This is a genomic window from Microbulbifer discodermiae, from assembly GCF_040742695.1.
Taxonomy (GTDB): domain Bacteria; phylum Pseudomonadota; class Gammaproteobacteria; order Pseudomonadales; family Cellvibrionaceae; genus Microbulbifer.
The window spans coordinates 23,564-45,533 of the sequence record NZ_JBFLAB010000014.1; the positions used below are offsets into that span (position 1 = coordinate 23,564).

22 protein-coding genes are annotated in these 21,970 nt (G+C 58.4%); 15 read left to right on the forward strand and 7 right to left on the reverse strand.

Annotated elements, in window-relative coordinates; all coding sequences use genetic code 11:
* Window positions 1-23 precede the first annotated feature (23 nt).
* Genes AB1S50_RS07140 through AB1S50_RS07150 form a run of 3 tightly spaced genes read left to right on the forward strand, consistent with a single transcriptional unit; the run spans window position 24 to window position 3,193 of the window.
* Window positions 24-2,045 (forward strand): M3 family metallopeptidase, encoded by a 2,022-nt coding sequence (locus tag AB1S50_RS07140; protein WP_367149848.1) that lies wholly within the window; start codon window positions 24-26, stop codon window positions 2,043-2,045.
* A gap of 35 nt (window positions 2,046-2,080) precedes the next feature.
* Window positions 2,081-2,347: a YheV family putative zinc ribbon protein gene (locus AB1S50_RS07145; RefSeq protein ID WP_367149850.1), complete on the forward strand. Its 267-nt coding sequence runs from the start codon at window positions 2,081-2,083 to the stop codon at window positions 2,345-2,347.
* A gap of 54 nt (window positions 2,348-2,401) precedes the next feature.
* Entirely contained in the window at window positions 2,402-3,193 is a 792-nt protein-coding gene (locus AB1S50_RS07150; protein ID WP_367149851.1) for a hypothetical protein, read from the forward strand.
* A 235-nt stretch (window positions 3,194-3,428) separates the two neighbouring features.
* Here AB1S50_RS07150 and AB1S50_RS07155 read toward each other — a convergent pair whose 3' ends face one another.
* A complete protein-coding gene (locus AB1S50_RS07155) occupies window positions 3,429-4,763 on the reverse strand; it encodes an MATE family efflux transporter (protein ID WP_367149852.1) in 1,335 nt (444 codons plus the stop codon).
* A gap of 350 nt (window positions 4,764-5,113) precedes the next feature.
* On the opposite strand from AB1S50_RS07155, the gene coxB reads away from it, so the two are divergent.
* Genes coxB through AB1S50_RS07175 form a run of 4 tightly spaced genes read left to right on the forward strand, consistent with a single transcriptional unit; the run spans window position 5,114 to window position 9,309 of the window.
* A complete protein-coding gene (gene coxB, locus AB1S50_RS07160; protein ID WP_367149854.1) occupies window positions 5,114-6,259 on the forward strand; it encodes a cytochrome c oxidase subunit II in 1,146 nt (381 codons plus the stop codon).
* A 9-nt stretch (window positions 6,260-6,268) separates the two neighbouring features.
* Entirely contained in the window at window positions 6,269-7,819 is a 1,551-nt protein-coding gene (gene ctaD / locus AB1S50_RS07165) for a cytochrome c oxidase subunit I (protein WP_367149855.1), read from the forward strand.
* Window positions 7,820-7,834: 15 nt separating this feature from the next.
* Entirely contained in the window at window positions 7,835-8,413 is a 579-nt protein-coding gene (locus AB1S50_RS07170; protein WP_367149857.1) for a cytochrome c oxidase assembly protein, read from the forward strand.
* A 5-nt stretch (window positions 8,414-8,418) separates the two neighbouring features.
* A complete protein-coding gene (locus AB1S50_RS07175; RefSeq protein ID WP_367149858.1) occupies window positions 8,419-9,309 on the forward strand; it encodes a cytochrome c oxidase subunit 3 in 891 nt (296 codons plus the stop codon).
* Window positions 9,310-9,380: 71 nt separating this feature from the next.
* Here AB1S50_RS07175 and AB1S50_RS07180 read toward each other — a convergent pair whose 3' ends face one another.
* Window positions 9,381-9,605 (reverse strand): DUF2909 domain-containing protein, encoded by a 225-nt coding sequence (locus tag AB1S50_RS07180; RefSeq protein ID WP_367149859.1) that lies wholly within the window; start codon window positions 9,603-9,605, stop codon window positions 9,381-9,383.
* A 48-nt stretch (window positions 9,606-9,653) separates the two neighbouring features.
* On the opposite strand from AB1S50_RS07180, the gene AB1S50_RS07185 reads away from it, so the two are divergent.
* The 5 genes from AB1S50_RS07185 to AB1S50_RS07205 are packed head-to-tail and all read left to right on the forward strand — an operon-like array spanning window position 9,654 to window position 13,716.
* Window positions 9,654-10,406, forward strand: a complete 753-nt coding sequence (locus tag AB1S50_RS07185; protein WP_367149860.1) for an SURF1 family protein — start codon at window positions 9,654-9,656, stop codon at window positions 10,404-10,406.
* 25 nt (window positions 10,407-10,431) lie between these two features.
* A complete protein-coding gene (locus AB1S50_RS07190) occupies window positions 10,432-11,073 on the forward strand; it encodes a hypothetical protein (RefSeq protein WP_367149861.1) in 642 nt (213 codons plus the stop codon).
* Window positions 11,074-11,085: 12 nt separating this feature from the next.
* Window positions 11,086-12,123, forward strand: coding sequence for a COX15/CtaA family protein (locus tag AB1S50_RS07195; protein WP_367149862.1), 1,038 nt, complete (start codon window positions 11,086-11,088; stop codon window positions 12,121-12,123).
* Between the two features lie 21 nt (window positions 12,124-12,144).
* On the forward strand, window positions 12,145-13,038 hold the full coding sequence (gene cyoE, locus AB1S50_RS07200) for a heme o synthase (protein WP_367149863.1): 894 nt from the start codon (window positions 12,145-12,147) through the stop codon (window positions 13,036-13,038).
* Between the two features lie 3 nt (window positions 13,039-13,041).
* The gene (locus AB1S50_RS07205) at window positions 13,042-13,716 is read left to right on the forward strand and encodes an SCO family protein (protein ID WP_367149864.1); all 675 of its coding nucleotides are present in this window, start codon (window positions 13,042-13,044) and stop codon (window positions 13,714-13,716) included.
* Between the two features lie 122 nt (window positions 13,717-13,838).
* Here the strand turns inward: AB1S50_RS07205 and AB1S50_RS07210 are convergent, their stop codons facing one another.
* Together AB1S50_RS07210 and AB1S50_RS07215 are read right to left on the reverse strand one after the other, a co-directional pair.
* Entirely contained in the window at window positions 13,839-15,692 is a 1,854-nt protein-coding gene (locus AB1S50_RS07210; RefSeq protein ID WP_367149865.1) for a histidine kinase, read from the reverse strand.
* A gap of 536 nt (window positions 15,693-16,228) precedes the next feature.
* Window positions 16,229-17,107, reverse strand: coding sequence for a YicC/YloC family endoribonuclease (locus AB1S50_RS07215; protein WP_367149866.1), 879 nt, complete (start codon window positions 17,105-17,107; stop codon window positions 16,229-16,231).
* A 126-nt stretch (window positions 17,108-17,233) separates the two neighbouring features.
* Here AB1S50_RS07215 and rph point away from each other — a divergent pair, with 126 nt between their 5' ends.
* A complete protein-coding gene (rph, locus tag AB1S50_RS07220; RefSeq protein ID WP_367149868.1) occupies window positions 17,234-17,953 on the forward strand; it encodes a ribonuclease PH in 720 nt (239 codons plus the stop codon).
* 57 nt (window positions 17,954-18,010) lie between these two features.
* Here the strand turns inward: rph and AB1S50_RS07225 are convergent, their stop codons facing one another.
* A complete protein-coding gene (locus tag AB1S50_RS07225; RefSeq protein WP_367149870.1) occupies window positions 18,011-18,778 on the reverse strand; it encodes an exodeoxyribonuclease III in 768 nt (255 codons plus the stop codon).
* 117 nt (window positions 18,779-18,895) lie between these two features.
* Here AB1S50_RS07225 and pyrE point away from each other — a divergent pair, with 117 nt between their 5' ends.
* Window positions 18,896-19,546, forward strand: coding sequence for an orotate phosphoribosyltransferase (pyrE, locus tag AB1S50_RS07230; RefSeq protein WP_367149919.1), 651 nt, complete (start codon window positions 18,896-18,898; stop codon window positions 19,544-19,546).
* A gap of 48 nt (window positions 19,547-19,594) precedes the next feature.
* Complete coding sequence (locus AB1S50_RS07235; RefSeq protein ID WP_367149872.1) at window positions 19,595-20,200, forward strand: hypothetical protein; 606 nt, start codon at window positions 19,595-19,597, stop codon at window positions 20,198-20,200.
* A gap of 79 nt (window positions 20,201-20,279) precedes the next feature.
* On the opposite strand, the gene slmA is transcribed toward AB1S50_RS07235, so the two are convergent.
* A complete protein-coding gene (slmA, locus tag AB1S50_RS07240; protein WP_367149873.1) occupies window positions 20,280-20,894 on the reverse strand; it encodes a nucleoid occlusion factor SlmA in 615 nt (204 codons plus the stop codon).
* Between the two features lie 168 nt (window positions 20,895-21,062).
* A complete protein-coding gene (gene argB / locus AB1S50_RS07245) occupies window positions 21,063-21,968 on the reverse strand; it encodes an acetylglutamate kinase (RefSeq protein ID WP_367149874.1) in 906 nt (301 codons plus the stop codon).
* Window positions 21,969-21,970: the final 2 nt, after the last annotated feature.

Below are 21,970 nucleotides of genomic sequence, written 5' to 3' on the forward strand. Positions count from 1 at the left end.
GCACAGTCCCACAGGAAGTTTTTATGCCCAACCCGCTGTCTGAGTTTTCCCTGCTGCCCCCCTTCGACCAACTGCTGCCGGAACAGGTGGAAGCCGCCATTACCCCCCTGCTGGAACAGTGTCGCCGACAGTTGGCATCGGTGGCGGACAACCCGGCCCCGGACTCTGTGCTGGAAGCCCTGGAGGAGGTCGAGGACCAACTCAATCGCGCCTTTTCCCCCGTAAGCCATCTCAACAGCGTATTGAGCGGCCCCTGGCGTCAGCCCTACGAAGCGGCGCTGGCGCAGGTCACCGCCTACTGGACGGAACGGAGCCAGAACGAGGCACTGTGCCAGGTCTACCGCCAGCTGTCCGAGGCGCCGGACTTCGCCGACCGACCCCAGGCACGCCGACAGATGGTGGCCCTGGGCCTGCGGGATTTCCAATTGGGCGGCGTGGCACTGCAGGGTGAGGCGCGCAGCCGCTTTGCATCCAACCAGCGCCGCCTGGCGGAGCTGTCGAGCCGCTTCGCCAACAATGTACTCGACGCCACCAACGCCTGGACCTATCACACCAACGATGTCGAGGAACTGGCGGGTCTGCCCGCGACTGCTCTGGCCGCCGCCGCCAAGGCCGCCCGCGAGCGGGCGCTGGTGGGCTGGGTGATTACCCTGGAGGGCCCCTGTTACCTGGCGGTGATGACCCATGCGGACAGCCGCGCACTGCGCCAGCGGGTCCACCTGGCATTCGTGAGCCGGGCCTCGGAGACGGGACCCGACGCCGGCCGGTTCGACAATTCGGCGGTCATGGAGGAGATACTGGCACTGCGGGCCGATCAGGCGCGCCTGCTGGATATGGCCAATTACGCGGAATTGTCGCTGGCGAGCAAAATGGCCGCGGACACGGCCCAGGTGGAGGCGTTTCTGCAAAACCTCGGGCACCGTGCGCGACCGGCGGCCCAGAGGGAATTTGCCCAATTGCAGGATTTTGCCCGTGAAACCCTGTCCCTGGAGCAGTTGCAACCCTGGGATATCGCCTGGGCGGCGGAGAAACTCAAACAGTGTCGCTATGCGGTCAGCCAGGAGCAGCTTCGCCCCTATTTCCCCTTCGCGACCGTGTTGCAGGGCCTGTTCGCAGTAGTGGAAAAGTTGTTTGGAGTCACTGTGGAAGCGGACCCGCAGGTAGCCGTCTGGCACGCGGATGTGCAATTCTTCTGGCTGTTGCGCGACGGCGAGCGTATCGCCGGCTTTTACCTGGATCCGTTTGCGCGCGAGAACAAACGCGGCGGTGCCTGGATGGATACGGTCAGTACCAGGCGGTGCACCGCCGCCGGGCTGCAGTTGCCGGTGGCTTACCTGGTCTGTAATTTCAGTCCCGCCAGCAGCGATACGCCCTCCCTGCTGACCCACTATGAAGTGACCACACTGTTCCACGAGTTTGGCCACGGCCTACACCACATGTTGACCCAGGTGGATATTCCCGCCGTATCGGGCATCAACGGTGTCGCCTGGGACGCGGTGGAGCTGCCCAGCCAGTTCCTGGAAAACTGGTGCTGGGAACCCGAGGCCATCGCCATGATCTCGGCACACTACAAAAACGGCGAGCCACTGCCGCAGTCCCTGTTGGACAAGATGCTGGCGGCCAAAAACTTCCAGTCCGCCATGCGCACCGTGCGCCAGCTGGAGTTCGCGCTGTTCGACCTGCGCATCCACAGTCTCGATCGCGCCCCTGACGCGAAGCAGATACAAAAGATATTGGATAAGGTCCGCGAGCAGACAGGGGTGGTGCCAGTTGCGGCAGAAAATCGCTTTCAGCACAGTTTCAGCCATATCTTTGCCGGTGGCTATGCCGCCGGCTACTACAGCTACAAGTGGGCAGAGGTATTATCTGCAGACGCCTTTTCACTGTTTGAACAGCAGGGGATATTCGACCCGCCAACCGGGGAACGATTTCTGCATTCTATTCTTGAACAGGGGGGCAGCCGCGATGCCCTGGATTTGTTCACGGAGTTTCGCGGCCGGGAACCCGACATAGACGCGCTGCTGCGCCATTCGGGAATTGAGTAACCACGGGATGCCAACCATGCAGTGCAGGACAAACAATGCAATCAGGTAGCAAGCCTTCACCCAAGGCGGAGAAAAGACGTTTTATTGCCGGCGCCGTGTGCCCCAAATGTGGCGAGATGGATAGGATCGTCAACTACAACCGGGGCCAGCGGAATTACCGGGAATGTGTCGCCTGCGGTTTCAAGGACGAAATCCGCCTGCAGTCATCCCCCCGGGAGCTGTCCACCCGGGTCAGCGAGCAGGCCCAGTCCGAGGATGCGGAAAGGCCGGTGAGATTTATTCAGCCACCCAAAAAGCCTTAGGGCAAGTTCACACTAACTGTGCTTAGAAAACTATCACTATTGGGGCTGGCGGCCTTGTTACTTATAGTGGGCCTGGCCACCCGGCAGTACTGGCAGGATGCACAGCAGGAACGCCGCCAACAGGTGGCCCACCTGCTGTCCCGCTGCGTCAACGCTGGCCTGTTGTCCCTGTTTAATCTGCAGGCCAACAACTGGCAGCGGCGGCCTGCCTTCTACCGCGCCGAGAGCGCGAGACTGTTGCGCGACACAACGGCGCTGCCGTCGAAAGCCCTGCGTGGAAGGCACTTCCCGGAGTGGCGCGAAGCGGTGCGCTTATGTGAACGACTAACGCTGAACAGCAATACCCAGCACACCACCATTTTTGCTCCCCTGGGTGATTTCGCGGCTGCGGACCTGCGCGCTGCACACTTGCTGGGAAGCCCCCAGGCTCTGAGCAATGCCAAGCATATCACCGAGCGCTTATACACTGCCGCAGAGGCTGCGGACAATTATCTGTTACACCTGCGCGCAGATATCCGCGACAAGATCGCAACCAGCAGCCTGAGCCCCGGGACTCAGCAACTGGTGGAGTCCACCATCAACACCGAGGCTCTGGACAATTATCGCTCCGGCAACTTTTCCACCACTCAGGTCAGAGCACAGATCAGGCGCGTGCAGGCTTATCTGCAGCTTTTAACCGACAACCCGCGCGGCTATACCATCAGAAATGGCGGACTGTATTTTCACGACAGCCAGTTGCAACTGCGGGTGGACCGCCTGAACAAAGCAATAATCCAGGGACAGGGGCCATTTATGGCCAACTGGACACAGATAGTGCAATACCAGCAAATGGCGGTGAATTTTTAATCTGGCCCTAGCAGGCTGTTGAAATTCGAAGAATTTCGACGCCTGGTACCGGAATATGGATGTTCCGGCAAAATCGGCGACGGCTAAGTCGTTGATTTTGGGAGAAAAGTGAAAATCACATTTTTCGCTTTTCGTGTGTTGCAAAAGGCAGGATGCCTTTTGCAACAACCTGCTAGGAATAAAACCCACTGCCGATTCTTTTGTTCTTGGCGTATCCACTGTCAGATTTGCAATGTTAAATCCAGGACTTTGTCGCTGAATAGCGCTGAAAATAAATCAGCAGACCTGCAGAGCGGGCAGTCATCCACAAAAAAAGACTGAACCAGATACCGTGATTCGCCCAGGAGCGGGTCAGCCACCAGGCGGGGAAAAAAACCAGCACAGTGGCGACGAACATGGTGTTGCGCATGTCCCGGCTTTTTCCCGCGCCGATAAAAACCCCATCCAACTGGTAGCTCCACACCGCCAACAGCGGCAGGGCGCACAACCACCAGTAGACACGCCCCGCCTGCTCCAGCACCTCGGGCATATCCGTGAACAGGGAGAGGATCAGCGGCTGACCGAGGACCAATATGAAGCTGAAACCGGCGGCGGTAACCAGGGCACAGAGTCCGGCGGCGCGCACAGTGGTGGAAAAAAGGTGCGGGGATTTTTTCGCTACAGATTCCCCCACCAAAGCCTCTGTGGCATGGGCGAATCCGTCCAGGGCGTAGGAGGTCATCATCAGCAGTTGAATCAGGATCGCATTGGCGGCCAGTACCCTGTCACCCAGAGCCGCACCCTGGGCGGTAAAGAAAGTCAGGGTCAGCAATAGCAGGCAGGTACGTAAGAACAGGTCGGAATTGATGCGCAGCAACTCAAGCCACGGAGCCGGCTCGCGCAATGGTGAAAAACTCTGCCGCCACAGCCCTCCCCACAACCGGCCCAGCAAGCCCGGGTCAACCCTACGCAACAGTGCGAAGCCCATTGCCAGCGCGGCGGTGTCCGCACACAGGGTTGCCAGGGCGGCACCCCTGGCACCCAAACCCAGGCCGACAATCAAAAGAAAGTCCAGAGCAATGTTGAGCAGGTTGGCGGCCAGCAGGATAAACAGCGGCGCGCGGCTGTCCTGACGGCCGATAAAAAATCCCAGCAGGGCGAAGTTGGCCAGCGCCAGAGGCGCGCTCAACAGGCGGATCTGCAGATAAATCAGTGCTTGTGGCCGGGCCTCGGCACTGGCATTCATCCAATCGACGATATGGCCGAGCAGGGGCCAGACCAACAGAATCAAACCCAACCCCAGCGCCACCGCCAGACAGAGGGCGCGCAGCAGCCACAGTTCGCCGCCCTCCCGGCTGCGCGCCACCAGTCCGGTGGTCCCCATGCGCAGAAAACCGAATGCCCACAGCAGCATCGACATGATACTGGCGCCAATCGCCACTCCAGAAAGATATTCCGGAGAGGAGAGATGACCTAGGATTGCCGTGTCAACCGCACCCAGCAAGGGTAGCGAAATATTGCTCAAAATCATCGGCCAGGCGAGTCTCCAGACCCGTCCATAAGCCGTGTTACAGCTTTGTGTCGACGTCATTGCAGGGCAACTTAAACTGGCGGTTCAATTGACTTTTTAGCGGTGGTATGTTTCTGTTGTCCCCGCAGTAGATGCGACAATAAGACACAGGTTGTTGGTTGTACCTTCCGGACGACGACATCTGAAGTAAAAATCTTTGCATAGAAGAATAACAAGTTGCACTGATGGCAGTATCGCGAAGTATCGGCAGCGTGCCCAGACTTTGCTCAGTGCAAGTGGTCTTGTATTACTACAGAATGTCCACAATTTTTGTGTGGAAACACCGTGCACCCCCCGGGTCGCGCGGCAGTCCAGTTATCCGTGACAGCCGACGGCTGAGATAAAAACAAATACACGGAGATTTGTAGGCGATGTTGAGAGGCTTCAATCGGCTGTTCGCCTTGCTGGCCACTTCGGTGCTGGCCCAATCCGCACTGGCGGAAAACTCGGGTTCCCAGCGCTGGGAAGTCAATATGACCCAGGGGGTAACCGGGATTGCCCGGACCATCTACGATCTGCACATGCTGATCTTCTGGATCTGCGTGGCGATCGGCGTTGTGGTGTTCGGGGTGATGTTCTACAGCATGTGGCGTCACCGCAAGAGCAAGGGCTATAAAGCGGCACAGTTTCACGAGAGCACCGCCGTGGAGCTGGTATGGACTATTGTGCCATTCGTTATTCTTGTGCTGATGGCCATACCCGCGACCAAAACCCTGTACGATATCTACGATACCAAGGAAGCCGATCTGGATATCATGATTACCGGTTACCAGTGGAAGTGGAAATACGACTATCTGGGTTCCGATGTCTCCTTCTTCTCCAACATCTCCACCCCCCGGGCGCAGATCGACAACCAGCTGCCCAAAGGCGAAAACTACCTGCTGGAGGTGGACGAGCCACTGGTGGTACCGATCAATAAAAAAGTACGCTTCCTGATTACCGCCAACGACGTAATCCACGCCTGGTGGGTACCGGCCCTGGCGGTCAAGAAAGACGCGATTCCCGGATTTATCAACGAGTCCTGGACCCGCATTGAGGAGCCCGGCATCTACCGGGGCCAGTGCGCCGAGCTCTGCGGCAAGGACCACGGCTTTATGCCCATCGTGGTCAAGGCGGTGCCCCAGGCGGAGTACGATGCCTGGCTGGAGGAGCGGGCGGCAAGCGCGGCCAAAGTGCGCCAGCTCACCCAGCAGACCTTCAGTTTCGACGAACTGATGGCGCGCGGTCAGGACGTATACAACGTCAACTGTGCCGCCTGCCACCAGCCAAATGGCCAGGGGGTGCCCCCCACTTTCCCCGCCATTGCCGGCTCCAAAATAGCCACCGGCCCCCTGGACGACCATCTGAGTATGGTGGTTGATGGTTCGCCCACCAACCCAGCCATGCAGGCGTTTGGTCCACAGCTTTCCGAGGTGGACCTGGCTGCGGTGATCACCTACCAGCGCAATGCCTTCGGCAACGACATGGGCGACACCGTGCAGCCCATCGACATTCTCAATTTCAAGAATAAGCAGTAGGAGTCAGTCATGGCACACGGTCCGCAACCCGGATTCAAGCGGTGGCTCTACACCACCAACCACAAAGATATAGGCACCATGTACCTCTGGTTCAGCTTTGCCATGTTCCTGCTGGGCGGGTGTATGGCACTGGTGATCCGCGCTGAACTGTTCGAACCCGGCCTGCAGATAGTGCAGCCGGAATTCTTCAATCAGATGACCACCATGCACGGCCTGATCATGGTGTTCGGCGCAGTGATGCCGGCCTTTGTCGGCCTCGCCAACTGGATGATTCCGATGATGATCGGCGCTCCGGACATGGCGCTGCCGCGCATGAACAACTGGAGCTTCTGGATTCTGCCTTTTGCTTTCACCATGCTGACCTCGACCCTGCTGATGGAAGGGGGTGCGCCCAACTTTGGCTGGACTTTCTATGCACCGCTGTCCACCGAGTATGCGCCGCCCAGCGTCACCTTTTTTATTTTTTCCATCCATATCATGGGGGCCTCATCCATCATGGGGGCCATCAACATCATCGCCACCATCCTCAACATGCGCGCTCCGGGCATGACCCTGATGAAGATGCCGCTGTTCGTGTGGACCTGGCTGATTACCGCCTACCTGCTTATTGCCGTGATGCCGGTGCTGGCGGGTGTGGTGACCATGATGCTGATGGATATCCACTTCGGCACCAGCTTCTTCAGCGCGGCCGGCGGCGGTGACCCTGTGCTGTTCCAGCACGTTTTTTGGTTCTTCGGCCACCCGGAGGTGTACATCATGATTCTACCGGCATTCGGCATTGTGTCGGCGATAATCCCCACCTTCGCCCGCAAGTCGCTGTTCGGTTACAGCTCCATGGTATACGCGACGGCATCCATCGCCTTTTTGAGCTTTATTGTGTGGGCGCACCATATGTTCACCGTGGGCATGCCTATCGCCGGCGAGCTGTTCTTCATGTACGCAACCCTGCTGATTGCGGTACCCACCGGGGTGAAAGTGTTCAACTGGGTAACCACAATGTTCCGCGGCGCCATGACCTTCGAAACGCCGATGCTGTTCGCTGTAGCCTTCGTGATCCTGTTCACGATCGGCGGTTTCTCAGGGCTGATGCTGGCGATAGCACCGGCGGATTTCCAGTATCACGACACTTATTTCGTGGTTGCGCATTTCCACTACGTACTGGTGCCCGGTGCCATTTTCTCCATCACTGCGGCGGTTTACTACTGGCTGCCCAAATGGTGCGGCAACATGTACAACGAAACCATGGGCAAGGTACATTTTTGGCTGGCGTTTATCGGCCTCAATCTGACCTTTTTTCCCATGCACTTCGTCGGCCTCGCGGGTATGCCGCGCCGCATACCGGACTACGCCCTGCAATTTGCAGATTTCAACCAGATCGCCAGTATCGGGGCCTTCCTGTTCGGCGCCGCCCAGCTGGTGTTCCTGTTCAATGTGATTCGCACCATCCAGGGGGGCAGAAAAGCCACTGCGGAAGTGTGGGATAACCCCCAGGGCCTGGAGTGGACACTGCCGTCGCCAGCGCCCTACCACACTTTCAGCACACCTCCGGCAGTGCGGTAACTGAGTTTCGCGGCAATGGTCTGGAACGACAATACAAAAATTACTGCAAAGCTGCTGGCGCTCGCCGCCGGCATGCTGCTGTTTGCGATCTTTGTCATGCCGCCGCTTTACGACGCCTTTTGTGAAATTACCGGCCTCAACGGTAAGACCGGCGACAAGTACGAAGCCGTACCCGCCGCCGTCGATACCAGCAGGCTGGTAACTGTGCAGTTCGTCGCCACTAACAATGAAAATATGCCCTGGCAGTTCAAACCCAGCGTGGTTTCGATACAGGTACACCCAGGTGAGGCGAGGGACACAGTGTTTCTCGCCTACAACCCGACCGATCGAAAAATGATAAGCCAGGCGATCCCCAGTCTGATTCCGTTCAAGGCTGCGGCTTATTTTCACAAGACGGAGTGCTTCTGCTTCAATCAACAGGTATTGCAGGGCGGCGAGAGCGCTGAGCTTCCACTGCGCTTTATCGTCGACCCCGACCTGCCGCCGAGCGTCAACACCATCACACTTTCCTATACGCTATTCGACGTTACGGAAAAGATTTCTGACAATCATGCACTCAATAACAACAATACCGGCTCCCAGCGAGAGGGATAATAATTATGGCCAGTGAAAGCAGCTACTATGTGCCCGAGCAGTCCCGGCTGCCAATATTCGCCACCATCGGTCTTTTTCTGATAGCGTTCGGCGCCGCCAACTGGATCAATGGTGGCAGTTCATTTATTTTCTATACTGGCTCCCTGGCTCTGGCTGCAGTGCTGTGGTTCTGGTTCGCTGCGGTGATCCGCGAAAACATGGCCGGACTGAACAGCGACCAGCTGAAGCGCTCCTACGTGTGGGGCATGGGCTGGTTCATCTTCTCCGAAGTGATGTTTTTCGGTGCCTTCTTCGGCGCCCTCTACTATATCCGCAACTTCACTCTGCCGTGGCTGGGTGGGGAAGGGGAGCTGGGCTCATCGAATATGCTCTGGGAGGGTTTCGAAAACACCTGGCCCCTATTGGTGACCCCGGATGCGGCCGTACACGGCGACGCCGCCAAAGTCACAGGCCCCAGGGACATCATCGATCCCTGGCACCTGCCGCTGCTGAATACCCTGATACTGCTGGCCTCCAGCGTTACCGTGCACATCGCCCATGTGTTTTTGAAGAAAAACAAGCGCACCGCCTTCAACCTGTGGCTGGGGCTCACCGTCGTACTGGGCGCAGTGTTCCTGTATTTTCAAGCGGTTGAGTACTATGAAGCCTATCAGCACCTGGGGCTGACGTTGGAATCGGGCATCTACGGCACCACCTTCTTTATGCTGACCGGCTTCCACGGCGCCCACGTCACCCTCGGCACCATCATGTTGCTGATTATGTTGCTGCGCTCTGTAATCGCCCACCATTTCAAGCCGGACGACCATTTCGGGTTCGAAGCGGCCAGCTGGTACTGGCACTTTGTGGATGTGGTCTGGGTAGGACTGTTTATTTTCGTCTACGTACTGGGGGCCTGACCCGGGGGCGCGGGGTATCCCAGCCTGCGCCCGGTGATTGCGATATCAGTTCCCGGGCCCGCCGGGTCAACTCAGTATTTGTTGGCCCAGGGCGCGGTGTTTGACAGGATGCCGCTGTCCAGGCCATACCAGATCGCCAGCAGCAGCATCGCCGCGAGGGAGATACGAATACCTAAAGCGTATAGGGTGCGCTTGGATTCCGGTGCGCCCATGTCGCGCAGCAGGAAAAACAAAGCACTGGTCAGGCTGGCCAGCACCGCAAGAAACAACAGGACAATAACGACTTTCAGCCACATATTTTATTCGCCATTGGAAGTGGGGCCTGCTTGCAGGCGAAAATCGCCATGACAGCACAAAGCAATTCCGTGCAGTCCGGAACAGCCCGCAGTGTAGCACTGATTCGCAGCTGGCCGCTCACCCTCTTCTGTGGCCTCCTGCTGCCACTGCTGTTGTCCCTGGGCTTCTGGCAGCTGGACCGGGCCGGGCAGAAGGCGGCGATGGTCGCAGCCCTGGATGCCCGCCTGTCCGCCCAGCCAGTGGCGCCTGAAAAACTGCCAAAGCTGGAGCGCTATGTCCCCCTGCGCCTGTTGGGTTACTACACGGATGAGCTGTTTTATCTGGACAATCGCACGCGCAGTGGCAGAGTCGGGTATGAGATTGTGCAGGTGTTTGTATCCGCCGGCCAGCGCTGGTTGATCAATCGGGGCTGGGTGGAGGCCACAAACAGTCGTCAGCGGTTGCCGCAGGTATCGTCACCAATGGCCGCCAAGGTGATCACCGGTTTCCTGTACCCCTTGCCGGAAGCGCTGGCCCGAAGCGCAGATGAAAGCGCCAAACCCCAGCAGCGAATCCAGTCCCTGGATACCGGCCTGGGCACCGCTTTGGGCCTGCAACATCCACACTGGTCGGTGCGCCTGAGCGCGGATTCGGATACTGCACTGGTTACCGACTGGAAGATGATAAACAGTCCGCCGGAGCGCCACCGGGCCTATGCATTTCAGTGGTTCGCAATGGCCGCAGCTCTGGTATTGTTGTGGCTGGCTGCCGCTACTCGTATCCTGCAAAGGCTGCGAGTGCGCCGGGTGCAACGACAATAACGAATAACTGTAGAGGTAGACAGTCGTGAACGAGATCCCCGATACCACCACAAACAACCCGGAAGCCGCCGCCGAGCAGAGGAGTTGGTTCGGCCGTATGCAGGGGGTTTCGGTCATTGCCTCAGTGGTATTGCCCATCGCAGCCGCCTATCTGGTGTACCACACGGGCGTGGGCATGCCTCAAAATACCATCAACGAAGGCGACCTGTTGCACCCCGCAGTAGACCTCTCCCTGTTGCCCATGCGGGAGCGGGGCGCCGAACCGGTACAGCTGACCGGCGAACCGGTCAAGTGGCGCTACCTGATTTTTTCCGACCGGGACTGCGGCAGCGACTGTGAGAAACTGCTCTATACTAGCCGCCAGGTCCATATCCGGCTGGGTGAAAAGGCGGATCGCGTGGAGCGTATGCTCGTCACCAGTGCCCCCCTGCCCGCAGACCAACTGCAGATCCTCTCGGAACAGCACCCACGGCTGCGCTTTATGGTGGTGCCGCCGGAGGAACTTGCCCGCCTCCAGAACGACACCGGGGTATTGAACCGGAACCAGTCTGAGGCACTGCTGGTGGACCAGGCGGGTTTCGCCATGATGGCGTATGACAACCATCACACGGGAAACCAGATCCTCAAGGACATTAAGCGCCTGCTGAAGTACTCCTATGAGCAGTAAACGGAGACAGACATGCGAAAATTTTCCATAGGCCCCGACGAAGGTGCAGCGCATACAGACTGGCGCCTGCGGCTGGCACTCGCGGGCTGCGTGCTCACCCTGGTGGTGGTGGTGCTAGGGGCCTTCACCCGCCTGGTGGATGCGGGTCTCGGCTGTCCGGACTGGCCCGGGTGCTATGGCCAGCTGACCTGGCCCAGCGAGGCCCACGAAATCCAGCAGGCCAACGCCGCCTATCCCGACACACCGGTGGAGACCGACAAGACCTGGCCGGAAATGGTGCACAGGTATTTTGCCGGCCTGCTGCTGTTGCTGGTGTTCGGCCTCACCATACTGACCTGGCGCCGCCGCGGACAGCGCGCTTTTATCCAGGTACACATACTGCTGGCCCTGGTCCTGCTGCAAGCGGCATTTGGCATGTGGACAGTGACGCTGAAGCTGTGGCCGCAGGTTGTCACAGCCCATCTGCTGGGCGGCATGGCGATACTGTCGATGTTGTGGCTTCTCGCCGAGCGGCTGCGCAACCGGGGGCGCAGTATTCCCGTGCAGGAATACCGTCTGCTGCAGAAACTCAGACCATTGGCCTTCATCACCGTGGGAGCCGTGATTGTGCAGATAGCACTGGGAGGCTGGACCAGCTCCAACTACGCCGCCCTGGCTTGCGCCGACTTTCCCACCTGTCACGGCCAGTGGTGGCCGCCGATGGATTTTCGCGAGGGCTTCAATATTGCCCAACGGATTGGCCCCAACTATCTCGGTGGCGCTCTGGAGAGTGACGCGCGAACCGCTATTCACGTCACCCACCGCATCGGTGCCCTGGTCGTCACTATCCTGGTCCTGAGCCTGGCCGCTCTGGCCTGGCGTGCCGGCTCCAGGCGCTGGGCCCTGGGACTGGCGGCGGTGCTGGCGCTACAGGTCTCGCTGGGGATCGCCAACGTGGTCATGTTCCTACCGCTGCCCATAGCGGTGGCCCACAACGCCGGAGCCGCGCTGCTGTTACTGGGGCTCCTGACTTTCTGCTACCGTATCCAGACAGCGCAACCCCGGCGATAAAAATAACAAAGAGGTGAACCCATGACCGCACAAACCCCAAGCCTGAGCACAGCCGGATGGCGCGACTACTACGAGCTCACCAAACCACGCGTGGTGATGCTGATGATTCTCACCTCGGTGATCGGCATGTTGCTGGCGGTACCGGGTATGGTGCCCATGGATGTACTGCTGCTGGGCAATCTGGGTATCGCCCTCTGTGCCGGCAGTGCCGCGGCAGTCAATCACCTGGTGGACCGCCATATCGACCTGAAGATGGCCCGTACGCACAACAGGCCCATTGCCCGGGGGCGGGTGGAGCCGCACAAGGCACTGCTGTTCGCACTGCTGCTGGGCTGTGCCGGCATGACCATCCTGATTACCTTTATCAACCCGCTCACGGCCTGGCTGACGCTGGCCTCACTGCTCGGCTATGCCGTTGTTTACACCATGTTTCTCAAGCGGGCAACGCCGCAGAATATCGTCATCGGCGGCATCGCCGGCGCGGCGCCACCGCTACTCGGCTGGGTGGCGGTAACGGGGGACTGGCACGGCCACGGACTTCTGCTGGTGTTGATTATTTTCGCCTGGACACCCCCGCATTTCTGGGCCCTGGCGGTGCACCGGCGCGACGACTACGCCAATGCGGATATTCCAATGTTGCCGGTGACTCACGGCGTCGCCTATACCAAACTGCACATACTGCTCTATACCTTTGTCCTGTTTGCCGTCACCCTGCTGCCGTTTGCCACCGGTATGCTGGGCTGGCTGTACCTGCTGGGCGCAGTAGTGCTGGGTATCGGCTTTATTTACTGGGCAATCGAAATGCTGCGCGACAAAAATCCCGATGCGGGCATGGAGACCTTTCGCTACTCGATTATTTATTTGATGGCGCTTTTCTGCATTATGTTACTGGACCACTATCTAATCGCGGTATAAATCATGGCTGGACACGCTTCCCCGGAAAAAACCCCAAGCCAGCGGCGGGGTATCCTTATCACTGTAGCGGTGCTGGTGCTATTTATGCTGGCCGTCCTGGCCGGGTTTATCAACAAACTGAACCAACCGCGCGTGATTTCTGACTCCGAACTGCGGCTCAACGGCGCCATCAAACTGGAGCGCCCCCGCATCCTGGAAAACTTTGAGCTGCTCTCCGATACTGGTGACGTTTTTCAAACCCGCGACTTTGCCGGCCGTTGGACACTGGTGTTCTTCGGCTTCACCCACTGCCCCGATATCTGTCCCACCACCATGGCGACGCTGAATAATTTCTACCGCGGCCTGGATGAGAAGACCCGCACCGATACCGACATCCTTCTGGTTTCCGTCGACCCCAAGCGCGATACCCCGGAAAAACTGGGGGATTATGTACGTTATTTCCATCAGGACTTTCGCGGCATCACGGGGGATTTTTTGCAGTTGAAGCGTTTCGCCAACCAGCTCAATGTACCCTTCAACAAGGTGCCACTGGAAAATGGCGACTACACCCTGGATCACGGCTCACAGGTTGTTTTGATCAATCCCCGCGGGCACTACCACGGTTTTTTCAAGGCGCCCCTGGATCCGGCAAAAATGAAGCTCACCTATGGTTCCATTCGCGCGACCTTTAACGGCTAACTCCACTCCATAAAGCTCGCCAACGAGGCTATATTCAGGCAAGTAGCGATGGTAATTAGTAAAGTCTGTCACCAATAGGGATTATTGGGGATTTGACACGCTAGGCCGGTACTGAACTCTGCTCAGTACACATACACTGCCCCTGCACGCAATAAGTCGTTATTACTCTGATTACCATTGACCCCTGTGGCACTACTGTCTTCAAAAATGGCGCCAACGGCCAGGGTATTGCCATCAGCGCTCAGGTTGAGACTCTCACCGAAATATTCAAATCGATCCGTATTACTGGCTTTGAGGTAGGCTTGCTGGGCCCAGCTGCCTTCGCGACGATAAAAAAGATACACAGCACCGGCCCCACCGGCACTATTATTGAATTGATCGCCACCAATCCCTATGGCATTACTGTCTTCATCACTTGCGGTCACCGCCAAGATATTGCCATCCCCACTCAGACTGAGGGCGTGACCAAAGCGATCCCCTGTGTCCGTATTACTGGCCTTGACATAGGTTTGCTGTGACCAGGTGCCCGCGTTGCGGCTGAAGATATACACGGCACCGGCACTCTCGGCATCGTTATTGGACTGGTCGCTGCTGAGCCCGGTGGCGCTACTGTCTTCGCCCGGCGCCCCCACAGCCAAAGTATCGCCATCGCCACTGAGACTGAGAGCTCTACCAAAACCGTCGTGTGTATCGGTATTGCTGGCCTTGACATAGGCCTGCTGCACCCAGGTGCTGTCGCCGCGAATAAACAGATACACGGCGCCGGACCCGCTATCGTTATTGAGTTGATCGCCATCGACCCCGATGGCGTTGCTATCTTCACCTCTTGCCCACACGGCCAGGGTTTTGCCATCACCACTGAGGCTGAGACCAGCGCCGAAATGATCAAATGCTTCCGTATTGCTGGCCTTGACATAGGACTCTTGTTCCCAGGCTTCCTCACTGCGGCTAAACAAGTACACGGCACCAGCACCCTCGGCATCGTTATTGCTCTGGTCTCCGCCGACACCCACAGCGCTGCTGGACTCGAAAGGCGCTCCCACGGCGAGAATATTGCCATCAGCACTGAGGTGGACCGCTTCACCAAAGTTATCGTATCGGTCAGTATTGCTGGCTTTAATATAGGCTTGCTGTGACCATCTGCCCTGACGACGGTTAAAGACGTACACGGCACCGGAACTCCTAGCGTCGTTATTACTCTGGTCACCATCAACTCCGGTGGCACTACTGTCCTCACCAAAAGCCCCCACTGCCAGGGTATTGCCGTCGGCACTGAGGCTGAGGCTCTCTCCAAAGATGTCGTATACGTCGATACTACTGGCCTTGAGATAAGCCTCCTGGACCCAAATTCCTGTGCGGCGGCTAAACACATAGACGGCACCGGCGTGCTCAGCATCGTTCTTATCCTGGTCGCCACCAACCCCGGTGGCACTGCCGGCCTCATCAAATGCGCCCACGGCCAGGGTGCTACCATCGGCACTTAGGCTAAGGGCCGAGCCGAAGTGGTCCAACGGGTCGGGATTGCTGGCCTTAAAGTAACCGATGCTACCCACCAGGGTACCGCTGACTGAGAGGATCTCCGAATCGTTACAGGTTTCCTGTGCCTCCACACCCTTACAGGCTTGGAGGATATATTGTGCATTGGCGCGGGCATAGAGAGGGACTTCCAACACGAGGGTCTGAATACCCTGCCCAACCTCTGTACCAGCCGGGCTAAAACCGGAACGCCCATCGGGGTTTTCCAGCAATCGGTAATGGGTAGCGCCCTCAGCATCAATCCAGTCAAAGCGGAAGCGCTTGACGGCCTCGAAGCGCAGGGTGACACCTTGAGGCAGGCCCAGTTTTGGCTCCTCATTACCAACACTCTCGCTGTTGCCCTCATCCACATCAGAACTGTTAGAGCCGGATCCGCTACACGCGGCGATGAGCGACATGGCTATGGCCACCACAATGCCATATAAGAATTTTACATACACTGGTTATTATTCCGACATTAAAATACTTTAAAAGTAACCTGTTAATGAAAACTAGGAGATCCGAGAAAAGTAGCCAAACCGGCTCAGGAAGTGACCATCTGGCATCCGGTGCCAGAGGTAGGAGTAAACGGGAATATGGGTCTTACCCCACCGCAATAGGAAAACTAGCATCCGCCCTACAAATCTGTCAATGGTCGGGAAAATCCGCGGTAGTTTGGCCGATACCTTATCCAGTTTCTGACTCGTGCATTTTGCACAACAAATATTCGTGCCGGGTGGGATATAGCCGATCCAATAGGGCAAACTCAGCGTTTATTTATTCTTGGTGGTTTCAGTGATAATGCCAACCAGCCAAGTTTACGGTATGCTTCAGTTTATTTAGCTCTTATTTGATCTGGCCAAAACCACCCTTGGCGTTGGCGCCTCCCGGACCAAATTCGGCCTGTGGGTTTTTCCCGCCAAGTCTATTGTAATCAGAACTACCCGACCTTTGAGCCAAACTTCGGCGCCCGCCGTTTATCACAGGCTATGTACCTCTACTCGATATTCTGCACCTGCTCGCGCATCTGTTCGATCAGCACTTTTAGCTCCACCGCCGCCTGAGTGGTATCGGTCACCACAGACTTGGAAGACAGGGTGTTTGCCTCGCGGTTGAACTCCTGCATCAGGAAATCCAACCTGCGCCCGACAGTACCTCCAGCGGTCAGCACGCGCCGCGCTTCAGAGATGTGTGCCTCCAGCCGATCCAGTTCCTCATCGACATCGGTTTTCTGGGCAAGCAATACCACTTCCTGCTCCAGCCGGTCGGCATCCAGCTCGGCGACCATGTCATCCAGGCGGGCGCGCAATCTTTCCCGCTGGGCCTGCAGGATTTCCGGCAGCAACTGCCGCACCTTCTGTACCTGCTGTTCGACGCCGCTCAACCGGGCTTCGATAAACCGGCACAACTCCCGGCCTTCCCGTTCCCGGTTGGCACACAACTGGTCCAGTGCCTGCACAAATGCCTGCAGTACTGCCGCGGACCGCTGCTCGGGGTCGGTTTCCTGCTCGGCGATCACACCCGGCCACTGCAATATCTGGAGAGGATTGATCGATGCCGGTGGAGAGAGCTGTGCGGCAACACGCTCCGCTGCGTCCACCAGGGTGCTTACCAAGCCTTCATCGACCTGAAGACTCGCTACTTCACCGGCGTTGTTTTTGAGCGTCAGGCAGAGTTCCAGTTTGCCGCGACACAGTTGCTTGCGCAGCTTTTCCCGCAGTTGGGTTTCCAGTGGGCGCGCCGCTTCCGGCAGGCGAAAGTGCGGCTCCAGATAGCGGTGGTTGACGGAGCGCAGCTCCCAGATGGCGGTGCCGGTGGCGAAGCTCTGCTCGGCACGGCCAAAGCCCGTCATACTGCGCACCCGATTAGTGGCCATGGCCCCCGCCCTCCAACTTGCGTTCAGATGTGGCCGCGCATCATAGCACAGGCGCCGCAAACAGTTCTGGCCCGCCGCAGTGGCGGAGTATAATGACGCGCTTTAAGCCAGACTCTGAGGTGAATCATGCAGCGACCCAGTGGCCGCTTCGCCGCGCAATTGCGCTCTGTAAAGCTCACGCGCAACTATACCCGTCACGCGGAAGGTTCCGTGCTGGTTGAATTCGGTGATACCAAAGTGCTGTGCACCGCGTCGGTGGCGACTGAGGTGCCCCGTTTTCTGCGCGGCCAGGGCAGCGGCTGGATTACCGCCGAATACGGAATGCTGCCCCGCTCCACCGGCACGCGTATGGCACGCGAGGCGGCGCGGGGCAAACAGGGCGGTCGCACGGTGGAAATTCAGCGGTTGATCGGCCGCTCCCTGCGCGCGGCAGTGGACCTGGCACTACTGGGCGAGCACCAGATCACCGTGGATTGCGATGTGATCCAGGCGGACGGCGGTACGCGCACAGCGTCGATCACCGGGGCCTGCGTAGCCCTGGTGGATGCCTTGCGCCATATGCAGCGGGCAAAGCTGATCGAGACGGATCCGCTCAAACGCATGGTGGCCGCGGTCTCTGTGGGCATGGTTGCCGGCGAGGCGGTACTGGACCTGGACTACCCGGAGGACAGCGGAGCGGACACGGATATGAACCTGGTGATGGCAGACGATGGCGGCATTATCGAAATACAGGGCACCGCCGAGGGTGAACCCTTCGCCGAGCGTCAGCTGGCAGAGATGCTGGTGCTGGGCAAGGCGGGCATCGACGAGTTGATCGCCCTGCAACAGAAAGCGCTGGCCGAGTGAATCGGCTTGTGCGCCCGCCTTGTCTCACCTCACTTTGGCCTGACACGGCCTGGCAAGTCAGACCTCCAGGTCGTAATCCATAATCAGTGGCAGATGGCTGGAAAATTCGACGTTCTTGTTGATGGCACCATACTCGATACGGTTGCGCAGCGAGTGTGAGACTATCTGCATATCGGTGCGCCAGCCGTCACCCTCACCCACCTTGCCGCTGGGCCACCAGGTAAACTCATCGGCATCCTTCACCACTTTGCGAAAAGCGTCAATGTAGCCGACGTCGTTGAACAGCTGATCCATCCAGCGCTGCTCGTGGCGCATCAGGCCGGGGGTATCCTGGTGATCCTGCCAGTTCTGCACATCGGCGCGGCGATGCGCGATATTCCAGTTGCCACAAAAAATAAAATCGCGGCGCTTGCGGCTGATCTTGTTCAGGTGCGCCTGCATGTCGTCGAAAAACTGTACCTTCTTTTCCAGGGACGCCTCGTCATTGGCGAAGGGCGCCAGCAGCGATCCGACGCTCAGGCGCTCGAAGTCCGCCTGCAGGTAACGGCCGTACATGTCTTCGCCATTGGCAAACCCCATGCCGAAGATGATCGCTTTCGGCTGGGTGCGGGTATAAATCGCCACCCCGTTCAGGTGGGGTGTGCCGGAATCGAAAAAATAATCGTAGTAACCGTCCGGGTGGAAGATGGGGTGGTCCAGTTCCGGCTCCAGAGAACGCAGATCCTGCAGACAAATGATATCGGCGTCCTGATCCGCCAGCCAGTCGTACAGGCCACGCTGTGCCGCCTGGTGGATGCCGTCTACCGATAAACTCACTATTCGCATTATTAGCCCCTTACCAGCGGACTGTGTATGATTGCTAACATTATCTTCAGCACCTCGCCCACCAGGGTGCCTGCGGTGAGGTCTCCCTTCACCTTAGCCAATGGTTTTCAATTTTCCATGCAGCAGTATCAGCGCGACTTTATCCAACTGGCCCTGGATCACCAGGTGCTGAGCTTTGGCGATTTCATCCTGAAGTCCGGCCGCCGGAGTCCCTATTTTTTCAACGCCGGACACTTCCACACCGGAGCCGCCCTGTCCGCACTGGGGCAGGCTTACGCCGAAGCGATTATTGCCTCGGAAGTCGAGTTTGATGTCATTTTCGGGCCGGCCTACAAAGGGATACCGCTGGGTGCTGTAACCGCCGTGGCACTGGCGCGAAAAGGTGTAGATAAACCCTTCTGCTACAACCGCAAGGAGGCCAAGAATCACGGCGAAGGCGGAACCTTAGTGGGTGCGCCGCTAGTTGGCAAGGTTCTGATTATAGACGATGTGATCACCGCTGGCACTGCTGTGCGGGAAGTAATGCAGCTTATTGAAGCCCGGGATGCCCAGCCGGCCGCCGTGGTGATCGGTCTCAACCGCCAGGAGAAGGCCGGCGAGGACACACCACTGTCGGCCATTCAACAGGTAGAAAGGGAATACGGGGTACCGGTGCTCAGTATCGTACAGCTCGATCACATCATCAGCTATCTCGGCGAGGTGCTAGAGGACAGTGATACACTGCAGAGGGTTATCCGCTATCGAGAGCGCTATGGGGTTGGGGATTGAGAGAGGTTGCCAGACCCCCGGCATGTAAAAGAAAAAGTGAGAGATGCGATGAAAGCCGCACTAGCCACAATTGTCGCCATCACCCTGGCCGCAGCCAGCGCCTGGGCACGGGACAAGCAGCCCAACGAGTTAACCGGCAAGGTACTCTACCGCTATACCGATCAACAGGGCATACAGGTACTGGATCACCAGGTGCCGCCGCATCTGGTTGACCGCGGCTATGAGATTCTCAGCCTGTCGGGGCGGGTGCTCAAGGTGGTGCCACCGAAACCCAGCGGGGAGGCGCTGGCGGAGCAGCAGCGGCGGGAAGAGCAGGCGCAAGTGGACCGAGACCTGCTGCGGCGCTATACCAGTGTCGCGGACATTGAGAGCGCGCGTTCACGCAAGCTGGCCACAGTTGAGCAGGATATGGCAATCCTGGGCTCCAACATCGCCAGCCTGAAGCTGCAGATTGAGCGGGAGGAGACCGCCGCCGCCCGCGCTCAGCGCAATGGCGGCGCGGTTTCACCGGAACGCCGGGAGAGGATTGCCAGCTTGACCGAAGAGGTGGCGCTTTTGCAGGAGCGTGTGGCGCAGCGTGAGCAGGAGGCAGAGCGCATTGAGGCGGAGTTCGACCAGGCCGCGCGCCGCTATGGAGAAATCTCCCGCAACTGAATTAATCAGAGGTTCCCTGGCCTCCACACCACTAGCCGACGGCCCGGCCGTCTGCCCGGCGCTATCACTCTGCTCCCGCCTAACCCCGCTGCCCCACCAGTGCGGTATCGCGAAAAAAGCCCGCCACCAGCACCGGCCACTGCTCCGCCCAGTACTCCGTGGGTTTGCGCCTGAAGCCGCTGCGCACATACTGAACAATGCGGCCTTCGGCACTGGCCAGCAGAAGGTTGGCGGCGCCGCCCAGCGGTATGGATGGGCGCAGCTGCTCGCGCAGTTCCGCCTCCCGCAGGATCTGCTTGAGCTGGGTCTCCAAACGGTCGAAGAACTGCAGGATGCGTCCGTGCAGGCGTTCCGTTTCGCCGGTGAGCGCATCGCCGGTGAGCAGGCGGGTGATGCCGGGATTGCGCTCACAGAAGCCGAGCAGCAGCTGCAGAATTTTCTGGCAACGGCCGAGCGCCGAGGGCTCATCCTGGAGAATAAGGGAAACGCGGCTGAAAACCGTTTCCTCGATAAACTCGATCAACCCCTCAAACATCTTCGATTTGCTGGGAAAGTGACGGTAGAGTGCCGCCTCGGAAAAGCCCACTTCTTTTGCCAGCGCCGCAGTGGTGATGCGTGCGCCGGGGCTGGCCTCCAGCATATGGGCCAGAGCCTGCAGTATCTGCTGGCGTCGATTGATTTTGTCGCTCTTCATTAAGCCATCTTTATACCCGGAGGGAGCGCCGGGACTGTGTGTTTTTGTTGTTGCTCGCGGGCCGGACCACCCCCGCGTTTACTCCGGGCCCGGCTGAAAACTCTTCCATGGCGGGCGCGGGAATCCTAACGATTCATCGCGTTAGCTTCAATCGTTATGCCGGCACTACTATGAATGCGCTGTGTCGGTAATCAGCGTGCCCACGCCGGTATCGGTGAATATTTCCAGCAGCACCGCGTGGGGGACGCGCCCGTCGATAATATGGGCGGAAGTCACCCCGGATTTTACCGCATCCAGCGCACAGGCGATTTTCGGCAGCATGCCACCATAAATGGTGCCATCGGCGATCAGGGAGTCCACCTCCAGGGTGCTCAGGCCGGTAAGTACCGCACCATCCTTACTCTGCAGGCCCGCCACATTGGTCAGCAGCATCAGTTTTTCCGCGCCGAGATACTCGGCTATCTTACCGGCCACCAGATCGGCGTTGATATTGTAGGAACTGCCGTCACTCCCCACCCCGATGGGAGCGATCACAGGGATAAAATCTCCGCGGAGCAACATGTCGATCACATCGGTATTGACGCTCTCCACTTCCCCCACATGACCGATGTCGATAATTTCCGAGGCGTGCAGGCCGGCGGCGGCGTTGCTTGTGGTCAGTTTTCTCGCCCTGATCAACAGGCCGTCCTTGCCGGTGACGCCAACCGCTCGGCCGCCGTTGTTGTTGATCAAATTGACGATCTGCTTGTTGACCGTACCCCCCAGCACCATTTCCACTACATCCATGGTTTCGCTGTCTGTCACCCGCATGCCGTCCACAAAGCGGGTCTCGATATTGAGTTTCTTCAGCAGACCGGCGATCTGGGGCCCACCTCCGTGCACCACCACGGGATTCATACCCACCAGTTTCATCAGAATGATGTCGCGGGCGAAACCGTTTTGCAGCGCCTCATCCACCATGGCGTTACCGCCAAATTTGACCACCACGGTTTTACCGGTAAAGCGCTGAATATATGGCAGCGCCTCGTTGAGTACCTGGGCGATGCGCAGTGCGGACTTCTGGTCCAGGGACATGC